Below are 1,135 nucleotides of genomic sequence, written 5' to 3' on the forward strand. Positions count from 1 at the left end.
CTTGCGCGCAGGCCGCGACGACGGCTGCGTTGTCGTCGACGATTTCCCAGTCGCCCGGCACACGGGTCGCGCCGTCGAGCACCGCGCGGCTGACGACGACGCGATCCTCGTCGCTCGCCAGCTTCATCCGGTGCGCCGGCTCGGTCGCGCCGCCGTCGACGCTCGCGGACAGCCGGCCGCCCGGCGCAAAACGCAGCGGCCGCACTTCGCCGGCCGCGAGCGTGTCGCCCGCGCGCCAGAAATCGACGATCCACAGCAGTTCGCCGTGCGTGCGCTGCATCTGCGCGACGCCCGAGCAGACGCCGTGGAAACCGCTGCGCGGCGTGCGATCCGCATCGCGGACGAGCGGCGGATCGTCGGTACGCACGTCGGTGCCCGCACGGGCCGCTTCGGGATCGAGCAGCAGCACGAGCGCGATCCGGCGCGTGCGGCACCAGTCGGCGAGTGCGTGCGCTTCGTCCGCGAGCGCGACCGGGTCGTCCCAGCTGAACCAGCGCTGCGCGCCTTCGACGAAATACAGCGAGCGTGCACGAAAACCGTAGCGCTTCATCGCGCGCAAGCCGCCCGTCAGCCGCGCGAACGGGCCCGGCGCCGCGCGGCGCGGCGCATCGCCGGTCGCACCGGCGCCGGCTCCGTCGGCCGGCTCGGCCGCCGCCGGCATCGCCAGCACGTTCAGGTTGCGCGGCCAGCCGGCCGGGTGCGCACCGCCCGCGAATCCGCGCGCCTGCAGTTGTTCGGTGACACGCTCCGGATCGCGTGCGAGCACGACCGTCACGTCGCGCGTGCGCGCCTGTCGCACGCTCTCCCACACGAGCGCGTCGCAGGCCGGCGTGCTGCCGGCCGCGTAGATCGCGTACAGGCCGCCGGCCTCCAGTTGCGTCCAGGTGTCGGGCAAGCCGTCGATCGCGAGCCGGCTCAGCGTGCCGATGCGGCCGCCGGCCGGCCCCGTGCGCAGCAGCGCACGCAGGCGGCCCAGCAGGCCGGCAGCGCCGAGCGCGGGACGGGTGGCATCGATTTCCGTATTCACGACGTTCCCCTAGGGTCTGTTTCCATATGGAACACACATGCGTTGCCACGAGAACGGCCGCTCGCGAGGCGCGCGACGCCGCGAATACTGACGTATTCGCAAGGAGCG

1 protein-coding gene is annotated in these 1,135 nt (G+C 73.3%); it reads right to left on the reverse strand.

The genetic code is table 11. The features are described from left to right. Nucleotides 1–1,027 (reverse strand): BcsE family c-di-GMP-binding protein (locus ACTRWB_RS38085; RefSeq protein ID WP_446904915.1); only part of this gene is annotated, 1,027 nt, incomplete at its 3' end. Nucleotides 1,028–1,135 lie beyond the last annotated feature (108 nt).

Source organism: Burkholderia sp. YIM B11467 (genome assembly GCF_052952715.1).